The organism is Bacillus sp. SLBN-46, from assembly GCF_031453555.1.
GTDB lineage: Bacteria > Bacillota > Bacilli > Bacillales > Cytobacillaceae > Neobacillus.
Genome location: NZ_JAVIZM010000001.1, coordinates 1207475 through 1225968, shown reverse-complemented (window position 1 = coordinate 1225968; position 18494 = coordinate 1207475). Strand labels below are relative to the sequence as shown.

The following is an 18494-nucleotide window of genomic DNA, read 5'->3' as shown; positions in this document are numbered from 1 at the left end:
TGTTTTTCAGTTTGTCCATTATTAGCAAAACGAAAACAAATATAGAATAGTAAAAATCGGAAATAATGCGATATTTTTCAAAAAAAAAAAAAAGAGGCAATTCCCTAAGGAATTACCTCTTTCTGTGGTGCATAGATTACTTAATCCATGCTCCGTCTTTACCTAATTTGTATCCACCGATCGTTGTGTTAGCAGCCATACTACCATCAGCTTTTAGGTAATACCACTTGCTACCAGTGAATACCCAGCCAGTTTTCATTGCACCGCTAGAAGCAAGGAAATACCACTTCTTGCCTGTGAATACCCAGCCAGTTTTCATATCACCGTTAGTTTTATCTAAGAAGTACCACTTAGTACCATCTTTTACCCAACCAGTTTGCATTGCACCGTGAATATTAAAGAAGTACCACTTACCGTTTACCTTAGCCCAGTTAACTTTCATATCTCCATTAACTGCATCTAAGTAATACCATGTTTTTCCTTCTTGTACCCAACCAGTTTTCATGATACCGTCTTCGTCAAATAGGTACCACTTGCCATAGATCTTGTTCCAATCAGTTACAGGCTCACCAGTTTCAGGATCGAAATAATACCAAGCATCTTCACCGTCAAATTGCTGCCATCCTTTTAATGCTTCTTCAACTGTGAATTCAGTAGAAGTATAGTTACCAAAAAGGTCAGTTGTTTCAACTACAACAGTTGTTCCAACAGCTTGCTTTGCCATATCAACATTGAAGTAACCGAAGTTATCAGCTGTTCCTTCACCGATTATTTTTCCATTAGCCTTCACCACTACAGTTGCATAAGGATCTGTTTCACCTTCAAGAGTAGTAGTAAGCTCACTTAGGTAGTACACTTGCGTTTCAGCAATTTCTTTATCTGCTTTTAAGAATCTGTTTTCGTAATCAGCGTAGATTGGACCTTCGTAGTTCTGAATGTAGTGTACAAGAGCATCTAAGTCAGTTGGACCTTGTACTTTATCAGTACCTTTTAGAAGCGCGCCGTAGCCATCTCCGCCACCAGCCATGAAGTTGTTTACTGTAATCGTATATTTTCCTGCTGGGTCAATCTTTTTACCGTCTTCTGTGTAGATATCAAGGATTTTCTCCATGTATGGTTTTGAATCATCATAAGTGTAGAATAACCCTGAGATTTGAAGCATTTTTGCACGAGTTGGGTCAGCCCATTGTTGGTTGAGCAACTCTCTTAATACATCACCAGTAACAGTCATTTTGATTAGGTCGTTACCAAACGGTTGAACACCGAATAGTTCACCCCAAGTGATTTCACCAACGTTAAGGTCATTACGGATACCGCCTGGATTCATGAACGCCATTTGAGTGTCCATTTCTGCACGCATAGAATCAGCAATGATGTTACCTAAAACTTGTTCACCACTATAGTTAGGAGTTCTTGTTAATTCAACTTCAGTTTCACCAATTTTTCTGTTAAGGATTGGAGCAACTGCATCTTTGTATTCTGCAAGTTCAGCTTGAATCTTAGCATCAGGCTGGATAGCAGAGTGTAATGTATCAACAACCTCTGCATTAGTTTGATCCTTAATAACGTCACCAGTAGCTGGGTCAATTGTTAAGTCAATATCAGAGAATGCTGTACCGTATGACCATGATTGGACTACAGTAATTCCATTTACAGTAGCACGTAGATATTTGTGGTCATGTGCACCGTAGATTACGTCAACCTCAGGGTCAACCTTTTTAGCAAATTCAACTACTTCACCAGTTGCACCGGATCCATCAGTTTTAGATGTTCCTGGGTTGTGAGCAAGAACAACGATTGATTTAACACCTTTAGCTTTTAATTCTTCAGTGTATTTGTTGATTGCAGCAACTTCGTCTGTAAAGACAACATCTTTAACTGCGCTCTTAATAACGATTTCAGGAGTAATGGTTGTAACAACACCGATAATACCAATCTTCACACCGTCAACTTCTTTGATTGTGTAAGGATCTAAAACTAATTTGCCAGTGTCTTTGTATTCAACGTTTGCCGCAACATAAGGGAAATCAGCACCTTCAAATGGGCCGTACTTCTCCACAGTTGCTGGGTGTGAACCACCATTGATTAGGCGAAGCATTTCAGGTACGCCTTCATCAAACTCGTGGTTACCGATAGTAGCGGCATCAAGTCCGATTTCGTTTAAGAAGCGGATAGTTGGCTCGTCTTGTAATAATGCAGAGACAGGAGCACTTGCACCTACTTGGTCACCAGCAGCTAACATTAATGTATTAGCAGGGTTTGTTGCTTCTCTTTGTTTCAAGTAAGCAGCAAGGTATTCAATACCACCGGAATAGTCAACAACTTTACCAGTAGAATCTTTAATAGATCTCCAAGTATCAAGCTGACCATGGTAGTCATTGATACCTAATAATTGAACGTGAACATTTTGGTCTAAAGTATACTGTTCAAAACCAGAGCCATCAGATAATGGTCCAACATCTTTCACGTTTGGAGCAGATGCAAGATAATCTTTTGCAAATGGTGATGATTTGAATGTTAATGTTTTTGCAACGCCACCAACCGGAGCGATTTTCCAGTTATTATCTGCTGCAGGGTTAACTACTTTTTGTTCTTTAATGTAATCCATCAAAATTTGACGGTTTTCATATGGAGAATCAACAACGATTGTTGCTTTCCCGCCCTTTGTTCCTGGGAAGTTACCACCGCCAGTTGCACGATAGTTGTTCGTTGCAACAATGAATTTTTGAGCAGGATCAATTGGGTTTCCATTCATATCAGTAAAGTTAATGATACGATGTGCATCAGCATTTGCAACATCACCAGTTGAGAAATTGTAACGAGCCGGCTTTGTAACATCGACTTGGTACTTAACACCATCAATTACGTCGAAGTTATATGGTTGGAAGCTGTAATTGATTAATTCTTGTGCACCAGCGATGTCAGGGTTGATTTGATTGAATTGTGATGCAGACATTTCTAACCATTCTTTTACTTCAGCACCAGTTAACTCAACTGCTTTTAATGTATTGTTATACAAGTAAAGGTCGTTAGCACTCTTAATTGAAAGATCGCCTTTTGCGATATTTGTATAATCAGTTGCACCTTGACGGCCAGCTTTGAATGGAGCACCTGCAGAAATTACTGGTACATCCTTAAGGTCTGGACGGTTTGTTTGAATCCACTTTTTAACATAGTCAGTTTGAGCATTGTTTACGATTTGGATCGTTGGGTCGTCCATAACACGTGAGAAGAAGCTGTGCATTTGTGTAGTCGTTTCACCAATTTTTCCACGTACATAAGCAAGCGTTGCTTCATGCTCAGTCTTAACTGCATTAACAATTGTTTCATCAGCAACAGTTGTAGAAGTTACAGGCTTAGTTACAGATTTTGATTTTGTACGATCTGCTTTCCAAGTTCCATCTTCTTGCTGTACTAATTCTAAGTCAAGCACACCTAGGTTATTACCCCAGAATCCTGCTTCTACTGCAGGTGTACCGTTGATTGTACCTTGTGTGTTATCAAGTCCTGGTAAATCTGGCTGGTCAAGCTTTCCACCAACGTGGAATTCTTTACCACCAGGGAATGCATAATGAGCATGTCCGAAAAGAAGGGCATCAATGCCAGTTACTTTACTTAGTGAGAATACAGCATTTTCTGCTTCTTCTTGGCCATCGTTTGTAACGTCACAACCAGAGTGAGCAATTGCAACGATTACATCTGCACCTTTTGATTTCATTTCTGCTACATATTTCTCAGCAGTTTTAACAATATCTTTTACAATTACTTTTCCTTCAAGATTATCTTTATCCCATTGTAGAATTTGTGGTGGTGCAAAACCAACGACACCAACATTAACTGTTTGTTCAACACCATTTTTATCCTTAATCTTTTTAGGGATAATTTGGTATGGAGTGAAGTAGTTTTTATCGTTTGTCGGATCACTGTCCTTATCATCTACATAAATGTTAGCGTTTACAACTGGATAAGGAGCATTCTTTAAAGCAGTGTTTAAGAAGCCTAACCCATAGTTGAACTCGTGGTTTCCTACGATACCGCCATCATATTTTAATTCTTTCATTGCCTTGAACATTGGGTGTGTATCATTTTCAGTTAAAGGCTTAACTTTAGCAACATAATCTGCCATTGGATTCCCCTGTAGCAAATCACCCGCGTCGAACAACATAGAGTTACTAGCATCAACCTCTGATCTTGCTTGGGAAATTAAGCTTGCCGTTTTTGCTAGACCATAGTTGACACCTTTATCTGTGTCTTGATAATAATCATAAGCCATTACAGCATCATGTAAGTCTGTCGTTTCTAAGATTCGTAGTGTTGCAGAATTACCAGATGTTCCTTCAGCCTTTGCAGACTGTGGGAAAATATTTAGTGGAACTACTGTAAGTGCCAATGCAGCAGCTAGAGAACCATTAAGCATACGTTTTTTCATGCTTCGTTTGATCTGTCTCTTCACACTTTTTCCGCCCTTCGACAAAAATATTTGTATTGCAAGACTATTCTACTAATTTTCCCAAGAGATTGATAGTCTTTTTTTAAAAAATTTGTTGGTATTTTGTAGGTAGTTTGTAAATTTAATATGAAATGAATTTTTAGAATTTTATATTTTTTCGATTAATCCAGTACTTTTTTTAGAAATATAACATGTAACTAATACACGGGTCCTTTCGTCTATACATATTAGTAAGACATGCAAAGTTTGTAATATTATAGAAGAATCATATTTTCAATCTTCGACAAAAAGTTTCAATTTACGTATTTACAAAAAAGCGGTAAAATGAATGTTGGTCTATATTAAATTTATAAAAATACAAAAGTGATAATGATAACTTAAAGGAGAAATTATATGGCCGAATTCCAACGCACTCATCTAATGAGCCAGAAAAAGAGAAAGAGTCGAAAAAAGCGTTTCTTTATGTGGATTATTCTTCCACTATTAATCGTTGCATTAGGTGGCACAGCTTACGCAACTTTTATTCTAAAAAAAGCGGAATCAGTAGTAAATAAATCATATAAGCCGGTAGATGCAGCTTCAAAACGTGAAGTAAAGGTCGACCCGAGTATGGATAACATCTCCATTTTACTAATCGGTGTAGATACTAGTAAAAGCAGGGAAAAAATCTACCATGATGCAGTTAGATCAGATGCACTCCTAGTGGCAACCTTAAATATTAAAGAAAAATCAGTAAAACTTTTGAGCATCCCACGTGATTCATATGTGTATATTCCCGGTAAAGATAAATTTGATAAAATTACTCATGCTCACGCTTATGGTGGGCCAAAAATGACGATTGAAACTGTGCAGGAAATGCTTGATATTCCGATTGATTATTATGTAAAAGTAAACTTTTACGCTTTTATTGATGTAGTTAACGCATTAGATGGAATTGATGTTGAAGTGCCATATGCCATTTCTGAAAAGGATTCTGAGGATCATCATAACGCAATCCGATTAAAACCAGGTTTCCAAACATTAAATGGTGAACAAGCGCTTGCTCTAGCAAGAACACGTCATAAGGATACAGATATTATGCGTGGTATGAGACAGCAGGAAATCATAAAAGCAATTTTGAAAAAAGCTTTATCTATCCAATCCTTCTCAAAACACACGGATGTGATTGAAGCGGTTGGTGACAATATGCAAACAAATATGTCTTTTAAAGATATAAAATCATTAATGGATTATGGTTTAGCTGGAAGCGGATTAACAATCGATACCTTGAACCTAAAAGGTGAAGATGCCTATATTAATAGAGTTTACTATTACAAGCTCGATGAAGAGAGTCTTGAAGAAACAAAGAACATTTTAAAGGCACATCTTGGTACTAATTCTTCAGATTCAACTACAACAAGTACAGATAGTGAAGGTTCTGATTCTTATACAGATAGCAGTGAAGAAAATAACTAATAACCAAACACTGAAACCGCATCACATCTCGTGAAGCGGTTTTTTATTATGTTATGTAAAAAAGCCTGACCAATTGGCCAGGCTTTTCGTATACTATTATCTATTTCGTACGGTTGTAACTAGTAGAACGCGCATCATTTTGATTAATGGACGATAATTCTTTCCGACCAGTCCAATCATTTCAGCGAACAATTCGATCATTATCAACAGGATGACGATGAAGAAGAAGCCACCCAAGAGTTTAGCTTGAGAAAAGATGATCGCCGCAAGTCCGAAAAATGCTGCCATTGCATAAATCATCAAAACTGTCTGACGATGAGTGAAACCTGCTCGAAGAAGACAATGATGTAAATGAGATTTATCTGGTGCAGATAATGGCTTTTTATTTACAATTCGACGAATAATCGCGAAGAATGTATCAGAAATTGGTACTCCAAGAATAATGATTGGAACGATAAAAGAAATCAATGTTACGTTCTTAAAGCCTAATAACGATAATACGGAAATCATATAACCTAAGAATAAGGCCCCTGTATCACCCATAAAGATTTTGGCTGGGTGGAAATTGTAAATTAAGAATCCTAATGTACTTGCAAGTACGATTGACGCAACAGCCGTTACATATCCATCACCCATAATAATAGCCATTCCTGAAATAGTAATAAGAGCAATGGATGAAACACCCGCAGCAAGGCCATCCAAACCATCAATCAGATTAATGGCATTCGTGATACCCACTATCCAGATAATGGTCAAAGGAATACTCAAGTAACCAAATTCAACTTGCCCCCCGAAAGGCAGGTTGATAAATTGGACATGGACGCCGCCCCAAAGGACAACGATCCCCGCAGCAGCAATCTGAGCAATAAACTTCACTTTCGCCGAAAGCTCCATAATATCATCTAGTATTCCAGTAACAACAATGATGATACTTCCGATAATAATAGGAGTAGCATATTGTCCTCCTGGACGAATTACTAACATACCAATAATGAAGCTTAAATAAATAGCAAGTCCGCCGAGACGAGGCATAATTTTCTGATGAACTTTTCTATGATTTGGGCGGTCAGTTGCCCCAATTTTAAAAGCAAGTTTCTTAACTAAAGGCGTAAGAAGTATGGAACTAATAAAGCATAATATTAAGGTGATGTAAATCATCATGATCCTCCTCGGAACTGTTAGCCTATTTCTTACACCATGAAACAGGCAAAATTTCGCAACCATTAAGTCACTTATAAGTTAGTTATCTATTTAACAATCAATTTTACATACATAGTTTCAATCGTACCATGTGGATTATAACATAGCTAAAAGCTATTTAAAATAGATTTTCCTTTTCAATCAACTTACTAATTATTTCATATATTACAATTAATTGAGGAGATTACTATATTAATAGAAAATAACTCAAAGGGCTCTTCTTATCTGCCCTTTACTTTTTGTGATTGATATAGATTAATCACGCGGTCCGTCATGGTGTTTTGGTCATTTTCTTTCGCTTTTACGAGCCCATTACGTACTAGCTTTTCTTTAACCTCTTCTGAGATTAAAACGTATTCAATCCCCTTTTTCAAAGAAATAACATCATTTACCTCAACTAAAACCCCATTTTCATTGTTCAGCAGATATTTTAGTCCACCTACATTCGTCCCTACTACGGGTGTTCCACAAGCCATCGCTTCTACTGCAACAAGCCCAAAGCCTTCAATGTGTGAGGGGAGAATGAATACTTCAGCAGCTGCCATCCAGCAAGCAACCTCTGCTTGATTTTTCGTACCAAGTAAATGAATACTTTTTGTCATACCCAGTTCCTTAATCAAAGATTGCAGTTTTTGAAAATAATTTTGATCTTTGTTAGAACCAATTATGTATAAATGATAATTTTGATTTTCTTTTTTTAGCAAGGCGAATGCTTCAACAAGCTCATTAAGACCTTTTTGCTCAATAATATTACCGACAAACAAAAGCGGTGTTTGATTAGTGTTAATTCCGCAACGGTCTCGTGCTTCATTTTTATCGATTGGACGAAATAGATCCAAATTAACCCCCATATTAATAAGGGAAAGCTTTTCTCTAGGAACCCCAAAGTCTTTCTCAAGTGTAGCATATAGCTCCTCACCAACAGCAATGACCTGATCAGCGTCGGCAAGAATACTTTTTGTCATTGAATAAATACGATGGTTTTTTTTGACCATTTTATCGATATCCCCACCATGGGCGGTGACAATCATTCGAGCTCCAAACCATTTTTTGTACCATTTTGCCAGCATTCCGCTTGGAAAAACATAGTGGGCATGGACAACAGATGTCCTACTGCCTTTAAACAGCAAGTGCAAGGCAAAAGTAAGAAACCATTTTCCATATTTCTTAAGTAAATTTAGCTTCCCTTTATTAGGATTGTCTATGGCGATAACATCCACTATTAGTCCCTTGTTCCTCAGCGCTTCCACTTGGTTTTTAACAAAAATGCCCCAGCTCTTATGCTCTCTGGAGGGATACATATTTGAGATGATAGTTACTTTATTTTTCATAACTTCTCCTAATATTTTTAGCTTAAATGCAGAATACGTTCTTTTAAATATACCATGAATTATGACGAAAAACACAACCCAAAAGTTACATATTCGTTATTTTTTCCGTTGATTTGCCATATTGTATGCTTATTCGACACAATGCAATGCTTCCCGTTACTATGTTATAATAACTTCGTGTTTTGAACATCATTAGGGGGTCAGAATTTTGTTATTTAACTCATACATATTCATTCTCGTTTTCTTACCAATAGTATTCGCAGGATATTACCTGCTTTTGAACTTAAAAAACAAAAACATTGCAAAAATCTTTTTTGTGATAGCCAATCTGTATTTCTATAGCTATTGGAATGTGAAGTATTTACCAATAATTGTTTCATCCATTGCGGTTAATTTCAGCCTGGCAACCATCTTAAATAAAATTCAGAGCCTCGTGTTGAAAAGAATTATTTTAACTCTTGGCATCCTTTTTAATATTGCCTTGCTCGGTTATTACAAGTATTATGATTTCTTTATAACCAATATCAATGCAGTCTTCAGAACTGATATTTCCCTGTTGAATCTAGCTTTACCACTAGCAATCAGTTTCTTTACTTTCCAGCAAATCGCTTACCTGGTTGACACCTTTCGGGAAGGAACAAAAGAATATTCTTTACTTGATTATGTTTTCTTTGTCACTTTCTTTCCCCACTTAATTGCAGGGCCAATTGTTCATCATCGTGAAATTATTGATCAACTTAGAGATGGTTCAAATTACAAAATGAAATCGAAAAACATTGCCTCAGGGCTATATATTTTTTCAATTGGGCTTTTTAAAAAGGTAATTATCGCTGATACACTTGCTGAATGGGCAAATCTAGGCTATAACAATATCGCTTCCTTAACACTTTTCGATAGCTGGATTACAACGCTGGCATACACTTTCCAGTTGTATTTTGATTTCAGTGGCTACTGCGATATGGCGATTGGTTTAGGACTAATATTTAATATTAAGCTCCCAGTTAACTTTAATTCACCCTATAAGTCATTGGATATACAAGACTTTTGGCGCAGATGGCATATGACCCTTGGCCGCTTCTTTACTCATTATCTATATATCCCATTAGGTGGAAGCAGAAAAGGTAATATCCGAACATATATTAATCTTTTCATCATTTTCTTTGTCAGCGGATTTTGGCATGGTGCCGGCTGGACATTTGTTATTTGGGGGATTCTACACGGAATTGCTTCTGTTATTAACCGTTACTGGAAAGGACTCAATATTAAGCTTCCTAAGTATATTGCCTGGTTTATTACCTTTTTCTTTGTACACATAGCATGGGTATTTTTCCGCTCACCAGATTTAACAACAGCTAAAGTCATGCTAACAAAAATGTTTAGTATTCAATCCTTCCATTTTCCAGCTGGAATTACAGCAGTCTTAAACGAACGTCTTGGAACACATTTTATTCCATGGTCTTATTATTTTGATTTGAAATTATCCGCCCTATTCGTGGTGATATTAGCAATTGTCCTTTTAGCAAAAAACTCAATTGAACGTTTAAATTCATTCAAACCAAGTTACCGTACCGCTGTTTTTATCAGTTTTATTGCTGTTATTGCCTTATTGTACCTAAATAGGGTTAGTGAATTTCTATATTTTAAATTTTAAGGAGTTAACTTAATGTCTTATAAAAAATTCCTTGCAGTCTCAGCTATAATCTCTGTGTTATTTATCCTCTTTGTTTCGATATTTATGTATGTGGTTGACCCTTTATTTTATTTTAGAAAAGCCACGCTTTATCGTCCCCAATATTCTGGTGCTGAACGGTACCAAATGCCGGGACTATTAAAAAATCAAGATTATAATACAGTCTTTACCGCTACATCAATGGGCAGAAATTTCCGTGAAAACTATGCAAATGAAAAACTTGGGGGGAAGACTTTCAATGCATCTCTTCCTGCATCTACCGCCAAGGAACAATCCATGGTCGCGGAGGCTGCTCTTCGCAATAAACCAAATCTAAAAAGAGTGATTTGGGAATTGAATTACTATTCCTTTGCTGGTGACCCAGAATGGGTAATGGGCCCACCAAGTGATTTTCCAACCTACATGTATGATCAATTAAAAATAAATGATATTCGCTATTTGTTTAGTTCATACTCTGTTGAAATCCTTTATAAAAACTTGATGGCAAATAAAAATGGGGATGAGCGTTGGCGGGAGGTAGAAAGTCTCTACAAATTCGGTCAAGTCGCTCCTGTTGAATCCATTGAGCATATTCAAACGTCATTAAAGAATGTACAACCTATGAGTCAGCTTCCTAGCTTTGAAAAAGCTTCTGTGCAAATAAAATCATTTAAGGAAAATGTGATTTCACTTGTTAAAGGACACCCAAATACAACATTTACATTATTTTATGCGCCCTATCCAGTGTACAATCATGTATCCTTTTATAAGAAGCATCCTGATTACTTAAAGGAAAGATTGAAGTTTAAAAAAGAGGTTTTTGAATTAGCCCAGAAATATCCAAATATAGAAATTTACGATTTTCAAGATGCAAAGGAAATTACCTTTAATATAGGAAATTATCAAGGAGATCAAGTCCATTATTATAGTTTCATCAATAATTGGATTATTGATTATTTGGCTAAAAATAAACCGATTCAAACCGAAGAAGAGTACGCTGTAAAGCTACAAAATTTCAAACAGCAAATAACAAACTTCCGTATTAGTCAGTTAAAAACAGAAAGTACAATAAAAGAAAATTATGTAGCCCAATAAACAAAGAGCCAGAATCCTTAAATAAAGGAATCTGGCTCTTTGTTTATTTGTTTGTTCAATACAATACCCAAAAGGATGAAGTAGAACATCATAAAAGTATCATTTTCAAGGATGTTATAAACTGCTCCTCCGACAATTAAGGCAATAAATAAGTAGGAAAGCAGCGGTCCATAAAACTTCTTTCTGTTTTTCCAGGTAACAACTAATAAGAAATAGCTCACCAAGATAAGAGCAAGCGTTCCTAGAATTCCTGTTTCAGCAAGGACAAGAATATATTGGTTATCTGAATAGAAATTAGTTTCAATTCCGTAATCATCATAAATCGGTGAGGAATAAGCAAGTGTTGCCGCCCCGCCAAATGTCCCAAAGCCTGTTCCAATGATCGGATGGTCTTTAAAAATCTCAACTGCTTTTTTTACGTAATAAAGCCTTCCGCTTGAACTACTCTGTCCGATAGTTTCTTCAGAAAACGCATTTTTATATCGCTTCGAACCGCTGTCATTATCATTCCCGTATCCCTCTTGGTCTTCACCGGTTAAATAATGATTATAATACAGATCTGCTGCTTGGTTAACCCCAAAGAACAGACCAATAGACACAATAGCAACGATGCTAAGCTTGACAAAAGGTCTCCATTTTCTATTTACGATTACATAGATGAATAGAAAAGCAAATAATGTCAACAGAGTTCCCCGTGAATACGTAAGCAGAATCGTGGTACCCATTAAGGTCATCCCTACATAAAGGAAAGAACGTGCCTTACCACGAACCTGCTTTAATAAATAGAGTGAGATGATAAAGGCGATTAATAAATATAGTGATAATTCATTAGGCCCTTTAAGCAAGCCGTAAACACGAATTCGGTTCGTTGGTGACAACCACCATTCCTGCCATTCTTGCGGCATTAACGCCGTTTTATTAGAGATTTTTTCAACTATCCCTTGAATAGACATAATAACAGCTAAGAAAAAGGTGGTGTAAGACATTCTTCGAATCATCTCTGAAGTGAAATCCATGCGCTTAACAATATAATAAACGAGATAAAACAAAAAGTAAGCACGCAACTGGACAATAATTGCCTTAAGAGAAACATCAGTTATTAAGGCAGAAAGCACACCGATTACAGCAAAAGCAAAAAACGCTAATTCAAAATGATGGAAGGTAAACAACTTTCTTAATTCTTTGCGAGAATCCCAAATGGTCCGAATGAGTAATAAGCCGATAATGGCATCTCCAATCACTTTATATCCTGGATTAACGGCTATTAAAAACGGTCGTAATGGAATAAAAATAAGCAAAAATAAAATTCCATTTTCTTTTTTCCAAAAAGACAATAGCGCTATAAACACCGAAATCAGCAGAGCCAATTTCGAATTGGTTACTACTAGACCGACTATTACCGCCAGTATTCCTATGAATAAGATTGAAAGGTTTCTTTGAAGTAAATTCATTAATTTGTACCCCTAAACATAATTTTATTACTTATAAAGTGCAATTGTTTCTTTCACCATTTTTTCTAATGTAAAATTCTCATCAAAATACTCTCTTCCCTTAATGGAAAGTTTTTGGACTAGCGCTTGGTCAGTGAACAGACTTAAAAGAGTTTGTGCTAACTCTTCCGTATCCCCATACTTTACAAGCATCCCCGTCTCTCCATGCTTGACAATTTCAGGCAAACCGCCCACATTTGTCGCTACCACAATCCTGTTATAGGATAGAGCCTCCATCGCCACATAGGATAATGCCTCATTGCTTGATGGAATGACGATAATGTCACTACTTAGGTATAGCTTATCCTTATCTGAGGAAAAACCTTTAAAATGAACAAAATTTTCAAGGTTTAATTGTTGGACCAAGGCAGTTAATTCTTCCTGCTGTGGCCCTTCCCCATAAATATGGCATTCCCACTTGATTTCCGGGTTATGCTTCCTAAGGGCTGCTAAGCTTTTAATCAAAAAAGCCTGTCCTTTTTCTTCACGGAGTCTACCAACAACTGATATCACAGGCACCGCTCTTAAGCTAGTTAATGGATCACTGTCTACCGGGCCATTCACTCCGTTATAAATTAATTTTAGCTTGTTAGATGAGACTCCCTTTTGCTGCAACTGCCTGAACATAAATTGGGAAACAGTAATCACTTTATGATTGAAGGATGTCATGACTTTATTTAACGTTCGGATGGCCTTGCCCATTGGAACATCAACGTGATAGCTCCATATAACCTTGCAGCGAGCCCCCATCAGTTTTGCCAATATTGCGAGGTAATTTTCCCTTAGGAACTGAGCATGAATGACGTCCACCTGTTCCTTAAGAGCTATTTGCTTAACTTGCTTAGCAGCATTAAGATCAAACGGACCTGTCATTTTTACTTGATGGATATCAACGTTAGTTCGTTTAAAATCCTCTAAACCAGGACCCTCTTCTGAATAAATAAACACACTATTTTCTGGTCCTACTGCATGAATTAAATCTAAGACGTACTTTTCAGTTCCGCCTTTACCAACGAAATTTAATAAGAATAAAATTTTCTTCAATAGGAACCCCTCTTGAAAGATATAGTATAAATTCGATTGAGAACAAAATAATGTTATCGTTTATCGCCGTTTTTATCAAGTCATAACTTACATCTTTATCACTACGAAAAAAGAAGAGCACATTTAGAGCTCTTCTTTACCCATTATTCATTTTGGTTTAAAAGCAAACAATTTTTTCATATAACCATACGCTATCTGTTCTCGAATTAATAAAAGAACTCCTACATATACCGATACTCCAATCACTACTTTTAAAATGATCGACAGCAGGAATGACAGTTGAAAGTATGAACTTAACTGATATCCAATAAGGGCCATAACAATAGAAGCTACCAAATAGGTAATCATCGCCTTTTTGGTTCCCACCTTAAAGTTAAGAACACCTCTTAAGAACCATAATTGAATGGCTAATATTAATCCTTCTGTTACGGTCGTGGCAATGGCCGCCCCCGCACCACCATAGCGTGGAATCAGCATTAGATTTAGAACAAAGTTCAATAGCGCGCCAATAACGATTGGCAATGTATACTCTTTATTCTTTTTCATAGGAACCAGGTACCAGGAACCGAAGATGACACCTAATGACTTAAAAATAATAATCGGTGCCATAATCATCGCAATCATCACGCTCGCCTCGAATTTACTTCCCAAGAACCATAGCACAAAATCCTTAGAAATAAGTAAAAATCCAAAGGTGATTGGCAGGACTAGAAAAACAGTAAAGGTGACTCCATCCCTTAGTACCTGCCTTAGCTTTTCAAACCTCTCCTCCGCAATAAGAGAAGAAGTCCGCGGCAGCATGACGACTCCTGAAATATTAATCAGGGATGAAATCATATAAACAATTTTATAGGATTGTTCATAAAAGCCTACCTGAGCCGTTGTGGACATAATCCCGAGCATGGTTTTATCCAATACAGAATATATCATAGCTGAAAAGCTAGGGATGAATAGAATCAACATCTGTATAAAATGTGTTTTGTAAACTAGGTTTGTTACCGTCAAACGAACATATTGATGTAATCGGTAAAACAGCGCCACATTCCCAACGATTACAGCTGCTCCCATAATAATGGTATATAAAACAAGATCCTTTTCATCTTTTACAAAAATAAACACACTTCCAAAGCCCAAAAGCTTGAGTGTAATATTCCGAGTAACCACCTTCTTGAATTGTTCCAGCCCTTGGAACAGCCAGGTAATATCAAAAAAAGCACCAATTAAATGGAGTGACTGCCAGAAAAAAACAGCATCTCGATTCCAAATGAGCGGAACGCAAACAAAATAAATGACCGTTGCTATTGCTAATAATCCCGTACGAATTAGAAATATTTCGCTAAAGGAACGAGATAACTGTTGCCCATCTGCTTTCACATTTGCGATTTCCCTGATGGCATACAAGTTGGATCCAAGCAGAAATACATTGATGAAAAGGGTAATGTAAGAAAAACTATAACTATAATGTCCCACACCGTGTGGGCCCAATATCCTCGAAATATATGGGATAGTTAAAAATGGCAGTCCAAGCAAGACGAATTGTTGAAGCAGTACGTAAAGGAAATTCTTCTTTAAAGTAGACATAATAAAACCTCAAATTTTGACTTTATCCATGATTATAGCGGACAACTGTATACACAATATGAAAGTTTCCTTAAGTTTTGCTTAAGATATAAATTGCAATGAAAACTGCTTATTTTTTCAACAATTTACCCTTTATTTTAGAAGTAAATAAAGTAACGATTTCATCTTTTGTGAGGAATAAAATCAATAAATAATATAGACCACAAGCTGCAATGATAAGAACGAATAGGGTAAGCGTTCCACTGACAACCGAGCGAATGGCCAGAGAAATAAGAATAAACGGCAGCGAGTAGACAAGATATTTCAGGTTTGTCCATGAAAGTAACTGAATGGGGATCTTAAGATACTTCCGAATATAAACGTATTCACTTGCAATCAGTAACACGTTGGCAATTGCCGTCGTTAGGATGGCAGTTTTCGCATCTAGGATGCCTAAATATAAGAAGCCAAAATTCAGCGCTAGATTGGCTATTCCACAGACAAAAATTAAGCGAACAAGGATATTTTCTTTCTTTTTAATATAGATGACCTGATTGGATAAAATGGATTCAAATCCAATCGTAATCATATAGAGGGCAAAAATAGATAGAACCGGGCCTGCAGCTCTAAATTCTTTATCCCCGTAGATAATAACCCCAAGGTCTGCAATAGCGTAAAGCCCAATCGCCGCTGGAAACAGCAAGGCAGAATAGATTTTGGTAATTTTCTTTAGCAGGTCAAGGTACTGTTCCTCATTTTCCCCACCTAATAAGAATGACAGCCTTGGAATCGTCACCTGAATGATACTTAACATCAACGCATTAATCATCGTGGCGATTTGCTGTGCCAAGGTATAATAGGAAACGGATTTTTCACTGACGAATTCCCCAAGCATAAACCGGTCCAACTGCGTGTACAGGATGTTACCGTTTGAAAAAATAACGACTAGAAATAACGGCTTGAGATGCGGTCGAAAACGTAAGTTTGAAAAATCAAATTTCACTCTTCGTTTCACATAAAAATAACTAATCACGTTATTTAAACCAGTTGATAGCACTAATAGTCCGACAAATATAAGGTAGTCATCCGTGCCTTTAATTAAGGTTAACAACAGGATGACATAGACGATTTTCACTGCGATTGTCTTAATGGTAATAAAGCCATAATCTTCATAGGCTTCGTTTACCCATTCAACATAGAAAATATTGAAGAAAAAGTTGATCGCATACACCATTAACACAGGGAATAACGCCTTTTCCCCATAACCGAAATAGGCCACAGCCATATAGGTAATTAAGGAAGAAAAGTTTGTCAGTAAGCTAAAAGTGAATAAGCTGGTAAATAGTTGTGCTACCTTTTGCTTATCATTCTTGATTCGACTAACTTCACGAAGTCCATATTGATAGATCCCAAATGCCGCAAAAATAAAGAAATAGTTAAAAATTGTTTCCCCGTACTTTACTCTTCCGATGGCATCCGAACCTAATGTGCGATAAACATAAGCTCCAATTAATACAGGTAAAATTAGATTAAAAAAGTTTAACGTGATTTTATAAATTGCGTTTTTTATTAACGACTTTTGCATAAAACAACCCTCAAATCAAAAGGCAAAGGCCCGCCACAGAGACAGCCCTTCCATTCCTAAATATATTCCTTTACAATAACCGGTTTATCAACCAGCTTAATATTATCTGGTGATTCCCCTGCAACCCAGTTCTCATCTTTTTGCATATAGCTTGTCCCGTAGTTATCAACCAAATACTCATGATAATTTGAAGGAATCTTAAACAGTTCACCTTTAAATTCATAGTCGATTAACCCCGTAAAACGAGAGGTAACGGATTGGGTGCGATACCCTTTAGCAATTTGATAGTCCGAATGATTTTCAAACTCCATCTTCGTGCCAATATCACTAAAATAACACCAAATTTTATCCTCACCGGTCTTCCAATAATAGAAGATATCAATATGTAAGCCATTATAATGAAAGGCCTGTTCAAAAATCTTTCCGTCCATTTCATATTGCTTGTAAAGCTTTACCCCTTTTTTCTCTAAAACCTTAACAAGCTTTGCTTTCTTTTGGTCATCAAAATTAAAGCAGCCAATATCAAGGTCCTTGTCGTGCCCAATAAAGTCCTTCTCTCTTACTGCACCAAGCAACGTCCCATAATCAAGCCAAAATTCTTCTCCGATTTCTGCAAAACCTTCTTTCATATATTTCAAGGTTTGCATCCCGTAAACATGGACCATATCCTTCTGCTTTTGGTATTGCACTTTATCATATTTTCTTTTCATTTTTATTAAAACCGGATTATTTTTAGCTACCCCATAGAATTTACTGGCGCGTAATTGTTTGATTAAATTGTCAACAAACGTTGCCATCATTCTTCCCCTTCTTCCATGAACTAAAAGCCTCTCCCTTTTAAAATCGAGAAAGGCCTCTGATGTTATTTTTTTAACGTTCTTAATAGAAACTTCGGCAAAATTAACTGCCTTTTCCAGCGCCAAGGTTCTTTCACAAGACGGTAGAACCATTCAAGACCAAGTGACTGAAATACTTCAGGCGCCCGTTTCAGATTCCCTGATATGACATCATAGGAACCACCGACTCCTTGAAACACGTAAGGTGCCACTTGATCCATATGATTGACAATCCAATATTCTTGTGCTGGACTGCCGAGTGCCACGAACATAATTTCAGGATCATGCTGATTAATCGTATTGATAATTACTTCTTCATCTTTTTCATACCCATGTAGTGTACCAACAATTTTAATGCCAGGGATTTGCTTTTCCAACTCTGCTTTGGCCGCATCAGCCACGCCTGGTTTTCCGCCATATAAGAAGATGCGCTTTCCTTGTGCAGCCGCTGTTTGACACAGCTTCAACATCATATCAATCCCTGTTACCCGGCTTTTCACTTGGCCACCCTTTAGCTTGGACGCTAAGATGACTCCAATCCCATCTGGAATTTGATAATCAGCGCGGTTCAACAGTTTTCTAAGCTCTTCATCTTCTTGGGCCTTCATAATTTTTTCAGGATTAATGGCAACTATAAATGATTTTTTTTTCGTTTCGATATCCTTCATCAATAACGAGGCAAGCTGATCATAATCATAATTACAAACATCCACCCCGAGGAAATTTTCCTTCATATGTACCACCTGTATTATTTGGACTTCATATACGAAATGAACTGC

12 protein-coding genes are annotated in these 18494 nt (G+C 36.9%); 3 read left to right on the top strand and 9 right to left on the bottom strand.

What is annotated here, in order from left to right; all coding sequences use genetic code 11:
• Positions 1-136: 136 nt before the first annotated feature.
• Positions 137-4429, bottom strand: coding sequence for a bifunctional 2',3'-cyclic-nucleotide 2'-phosphodiesterase/3'-nucleotidase (locus QFZ87_RS06175; RefSeq protein ID WP_309859135.1), 4293 nt, complete (start codon positions 4427-4429; stop codon positions 137-139).
• Positions 4430-4843: 414 nt separating this feature from the next.
• On the opposite strand from QFZ87_RS06175, the gene QFZ87_RS06170 reads away from it, so the two are divergent.
• Positions 4844-5905, top strand: a complete 1062-nt coding sequence (locus tag QFZ87_RS06170) for an LCP family protein (protein WP_309859133.1) — start codon at positions 4844-4846, stop codon at positions 5903-5905.
• Positions 5906-6001: 96 nt separating this feature from the next.
• Here QFZ87_RS06170 and QFZ87_RS06165 read toward each other — a convergent pair whose 3' ends face one another.
• Together QFZ87_RS06165 and QFZ87_RS06160 are read right to left on the bottom strand one after the other, a co-directional pair.
• Positions 6002-7063, bottom strand: a complete 1062-nt coding sequence (locus QFZ87_RS06165; protein ID WP_309867671.1) for a glycosyltransferase family 4 protein — start codon at positions 7061-7063, stop codon at positions 6002-6004.
• Between the two features lie 263 nt (positions 7064-7326).
• A complete protein-coding gene (locus QFZ87_RS06160) occupies positions 7327-8436 on the bottom strand; it encodes a glycosyltransferase (protein ID WP_309859131.1) in 1110 nt (369 codons plus the stop codon).
• Positions 8437-8644: 208 nt separating this feature from the next.
• On the opposite strand from QFZ87_RS06160, the gene QFZ87_RS06155 reads away from it, so the two are divergent.
• A complete protein-coding gene (locus QFZ87_RS06155; protein ID WP_309859129.1) occupies positions 8645-10087 on the top strand; it encodes an MBOAT family O-acyltransferase in 1443 nt (480 codons plus the stop codon).
• Positions 10088-10099: 12 nt separating this feature from the next.
• Positions 10100-11200 (top strand): hypothetical protein, encoded by a 1101-nt coding sequence (locus QFZ87_RS06150; protein WP_309859127.1) that lies wholly within the window; start codon positions 10100-10102, stop codon positions 11198-11200.
• 17 nt (positions 11201-11217) lie between these two features.
• Here the strand turns inward: QFZ87_RS06150 and QFZ87_RS06145 are convergent, their stop codons facing one another.
• From QFZ87_RS06145 to QFZ87_RS06120, 6 genes are all read right to left on the bottom strand, one after another.
• Positions 11218-12651 (bottom strand): O-antigen ligase family protein, encoded by a 1434-nt coding sequence (locus QFZ87_RS06145; RefSeq protein ID WP_309859124.1) that lies wholly within the window; start codon positions 12649-12651, stop codon positions 11218-11220.
• A 27-nt stretch (positions 12652-12678) separates the two neighbouring features.
• A complete protein-coding gene (locus QFZ87_RS06140; protein WP_309859122.1) occupies positions 12679-13734 on the bottom strand; it encodes a glycosyltransferase family 4 protein in 1056 nt (351 codons plus the stop codon).
• 147 nt (positions 13735-13881) lie between these two features.
• Positions 13882-15315, bottom strand: coding sequence for a flippase (locus QFZ87_RS06135; protein ID WP_309859118.1), 1434 nt, complete (start codon positions 15313-15315; stop codon positions 13882-13884).
• A 109-nt stretch (positions 15316-15424) separates the two neighbouring features.
• Positions 15425-16879 carry an oligosaccharide flippase family protein gene (locus QFZ87_RS06130; RefSeq protein WP_309859116.1) on the bottom strand — a complete coding sequence of 485 codons (1455 nt, stop codon included), beginning with the start codon at positions 16877-16879 and terminating at the stop codon, positions 15425-15427.
• A gap of 56 nt (positions 16880-16935) precedes the next feature.
• Positions 16936-17679: a LicD family protein gene (locus tag QFZ87_RS06125; RefSeq protein ID WP_309859114.1), complete on the bottom strand. Its 744-nt coding sequence runs from the start codon at positions 17677-17679 to the stop codon at positions 16936-16938.
• A 62-nt stretch (positions 17680-17741) separates the two neighbouring features.
• A complete protein-coding gene (locus QFZ87_RS06120; RefSeq protein ID WP_309859112.1) occupies positions 17742-18449 on the bottom strand; it encodes a WecB/TagA/CpsF family glycosyltransferase in 708 nt (235 codons plus the stop codon).
• Positions 18450-18494: the final 45 nt, after the last annotated feature.